This window comes from Methylobacterium segetis, assembly GCF_004348265.1.
In the GTDB taxonomy this organism is placed as follows: domain Bacteria; phylum Pseudomonadota; class Alphaproteobacteria; order Rhizobiales; family Beijerinckiaceae; genus Methylobacterium; species Methylobacterium segetis.
On the sequence record NZ_SMNT01000181.1, the window covers coordinates 1 to 3657 of the forward strand.

2 protein-coding genes and 1 pseudogene are annotated in these 3657 nt (G+C 52.3%); 1 reads left to right on the forward strand and 2 read right to left on the reverse strand.

Going from position 1 to position 3657, the window contains the following annotated elements; all coding sequences use genetic code 11:
• Positions 1-325, forward strand: a pseudogene (locus E1J50_RS25555) (transposase); the annotation flags it as partial.
• 579 nt (positions 326-904) lie between these two features.
• Here the strand turns inward: E1J50_RS25555 and E1J50_RS25560 are convergent.
• Together E1J50_RS25560 and E1J50_RS25565 are read right to left on the reverse strand one after the other, a co-directional pair.
• Positions 905-3418 carry a glycosyltransferase gene (locus E1J50_RS25560; protein ID WP_132257021.1) on the reverse strand — a complete coding sequence of 838 codons (2514 nt, stop codon included), beginning with the start codon at positions 3416-3418 and terminating at the stop codon, positions 905-907.
• A gap of 58 nt (positions 3419-3476) precedes the next feature.
• Positions 3477-3657: hypothetical protein (locus E1J50_RS25565; protein ID WP_132252079.1), on the reverse strand; the 181-nt coding region annotated here is incomplete at its 5' end.

Below are 3657 nucleotides of genomic sequence, written 5' to 3' on the forward strand. Positions count from 1 at the left end.
CGAAGGCGGGCGGAGCATGTGCCGGACGACATTGATTTCCACCAAGCCACAGCTGGCGCTGGCCATGATCGAGCGGGCGATAAAGGCAGAGGTGCCGTTTGCATGGGTGGCCGCCGACAGCATCTACGGGGTGGGCGAGATCGAGCTGGCGCTGCGACGTGCTGACACCGGCTACGTGCTTGGCGTCACCGGTCGGCATCGGTTCTGGTCCTGGGACCAAAACCTCGACGTTGCGGGCACCGCTGAGGAGATCGCCAAGGATCTCTCCAAGACAGACTGGATCCGGCTCTCGGCCGGATCTGGCACGAAGGGACCGCGCCTGTTTGTCGTCGCGCATCCTCCGAGCATCAGTCGGCGTCGTAACAGCACCCAGGCAGCAACATGGCTGAGCTTTACGAAGCCTCCGTTTCAGCCTCGTGGCCTCAGCCGCCAGCTGATGTCACCCCTTTCTTAGATAGCGCAGTGATGCGTCAGACGGTCGAGCAGGGTCCCCCTCATGTTCGCGTTGCCGGACACATCGGCCATACAGCAAGAAGCACGTTCGTGGTCATGATCATAGCCGTTTGCTCGCAGAGCCGCCTCACCGTCGAGAGGGCCCGGCGCACCCGCCGGGCGACGGCAAGGCGGGAAAGGCTCCCAGCTCACCCGCCCGATCTCGGCCGTGGCCCCGTCCGATGCCCGGGTCGGGCTGCGTTGAGCGCGGGACGGTTGGTTGGCCGGTCCCGCAGCCCCATCGACGGCGAAGCAATCGCGCCACTTCCGAGAAGCCGTGGATCAGCCCGCAGCCACGCTCAACAGCGTTCTCGGCCGGAGACCGAAAACCGCCTCATCAACCAGGGATGGACGAGTATGCCCATTGGCCTGCGTGGTTCGGATCATCGACTACTATCACCACCGCTTGCTATCAGACACCGACGGCGATTTGCCCAATTCTCATCGAGCGCAACAAATTTCCATCCTTACGAAACTCTACAACGAATTCGTGTCTACCCGGGGCGATACGACTACCAGAGAACTGGTACTCAAGCCCGCTTTCATAATCTTCGGGCAGGCCATGAAGCAAGTTGACATCCAGTCTCGGAAACCTCGAGCGAGAGAACGGGACAACGCTTGCCCGGGCTCCCTGCAAGCGAATAACAATATCAAGTTGTTCGGATGCGGTACGTTCGGAAAACCCCCAGCCTCTCACTGTAAACCCATGACCAGAATCTAGTCGCCAATTCCCTAGTTCTGAACGTACGTCATTAATTGAATCTATATGAAATCTCTCCCCCCTTCTAGGACTAAGCAGTCTCGAAAACTCAGGAACAAACCTACGAATATTCTTTTTATTGTGTTGCGCGGCCTTCCGACGGATTTCCAATTCATGAAGTTGCTCGGTTACTTCAGGCGGCAAGGTGTCGGGGCCACGTTCAGAAGTTACTCGCATATCAGTTATTTCGATCGCCCTCTCATCTATGCGCGGGAAACTCTGCGGCGCAAGCCCACTGCGCGCGCTTGCAGCCTTGGATATCTGATCCAAAACAGCGAGCCTTTCATGCTCGCTCTCTGGGGCAAAGACCCTCACATCAATGTCATTGTAAAAAACATCAACTTCAGGCCAAACTATAAATCTGCTCCCATGACGTGCCAAAATCTGAAGGTATAACCACTCAAGATGGGCGTTCGAAGCTTCGTCGAACGGTACCCGAGAAAACACGTCTCCTCTCAAAAGGAAGAGATGCGCTGTAAAGCGATTATCAATGACGCCACTTGCGAAACTTTCACCCAACGAGTGGAAGACATATTGATGCTCTGCTGCAGGATCATCACCACGCAACACGGAAGCTGGAACAAGCACATCGTGGAGTTGATTAGCTTCCAACGCGTGAACAAAACGCTTGAGCGCACCAGGAGTCACATAAGTACCCGCTGGCGCAATACCAACGTAATTACACCGATACTTAAGACGCATTTCGTTCAAAGCAGAGCCCCAATTTACCCGTTCAGGTAAAAGCTCAATCTTCAGATTGGTATACTTACTCTGCAAGTCGGCCATACGTCGTAGAGTCAACTCAGAGTCCGCAGATTTCGATCCGTTGTCCACAACGACGCATTCAACATCGAGATCTATTGTCTCTAAAAAGTTGACGACAGTAGATAAAAGCGCATTCGGGTTGTCTTGGTGCAAAACAAAGATGGAAATTCGCGGAATTTGACCGTCGTCAGAACCTTCAAGATCTGTTCGATCATCTCTGGTATAGTATGGAGATCGGGGGGCATCTAGCATAACCGGCAAAAGTTTCGGTGATGACTGAGACACAACCTGACTCAACAACGAATATAGGCCAAACGATGATCCGTCGAACTTCAAACAGTTACACCGATTCTGCCATGGGGTATCATCACCAAACGCAGGATTAGCGCCGTTCAAAATAACGTAGGCGCCGTCAGCACTTGCTTCATAGGCAGCAAAACAAAATGCTTCATAAGCGTTCGGAAATACGACGATTGAAGCCGACAGAAGCGTGGTGCGTTCGTTAGAGCTTAGGGAAGTTAGAAATTTCACCCGCTCCCGGAATCGAATTGGCACGGAAGCAAGCATTGCTTCTCTTTTTCCGGGAACAGGTTCGAATGCAGCAAATATTATTTCCCCACCGTATTGGGGACATTCAGCCATTAGTCGGACCGCCGCCTGAAGAAACACATCAGGACGCTTTATTTCCTGTAGCTTACTTGAAAATACGATAGGCGTTTTAAAATCGGGAGCGATCGAATTCGTAGCAGCGCGGGAATTAATTACAGGGGGCTCTTCCACGATAACTCGTTTTCTCCACTCGGCGTCGAAGCCATAGTGATCGGCGACTGTTTTCGCGATCGGCCTTAGTGGCGCAATTATCTGGTCGGCGTCAGCCATCGCCTTTCGCTCAAAATCGTAAATTTCCAAATTTCCTTTGTGCGGAAAGCGATGTTCATAAAAACGTATAAGGCTCTCTGTTGTATGAATTCGCACGGAAAGTCTTGATTTCGTCCGCAGCAGATTGCAAAGCTTTGCTTGAATACTGAAGTACGCAGCCCCGCCCCAATCGATGAATTCGATTGTGTCGAAGTCACCTTCGTGAGCAATAGTGTGCTCAAGCGCTTTATAAATTGAAAAACTTTTCTGAAAGAGGGGATGCCCTAAAGTACGGAACTCAATGTTATTTTCGGTTTCAATTTTTTCATTGATATCTGTTAAGTGATGGAGGCGAACTTCGGCGTAAAAATTGTTCCAGTCACCGACTTCGATTCTAGTTTTTCCGGTATAAAGAATATGAAAGTTGGTGGTTTTTGAATAACTAGCAAGTACATTCCTTACGAAGGCGCCGATTCCGCCTTTAGTGAATGGCATCACTTCGTCTGTTACTAAGCAGACTTTTTTAAAACTTTCTCTTAACATCGCGTTTTCCCGATGGATAAATCATTTGCGGGCGGTCGCTGGGCGCTAATCCCAGCTCCTATTCCACGGTGACGGATTTGGCGAGGTTCCGCGGCTGGTCGACGTCTTTGCCCATGAATACGGCCGTGTGGTAGGCGATCAACTGCATCGGCACGGCGTAGACGATCGGCGCGATCACCGGGTCGAGAGCCGGCATCGTCAGCGTCGCCAGCGTCTCGAGGCCCGCCTCCGCCGCCCCC

Excerpts from the sequence above, each read along its gene's own strand:
- E1J50_RS25560 (WP_132257021.1), bottom strand. The coding sequence starts at position 3,418 with ATGTTAAGAGAAAGTTTTAAAAAAGTCTGCTTAGTAACAGACGAAGTG.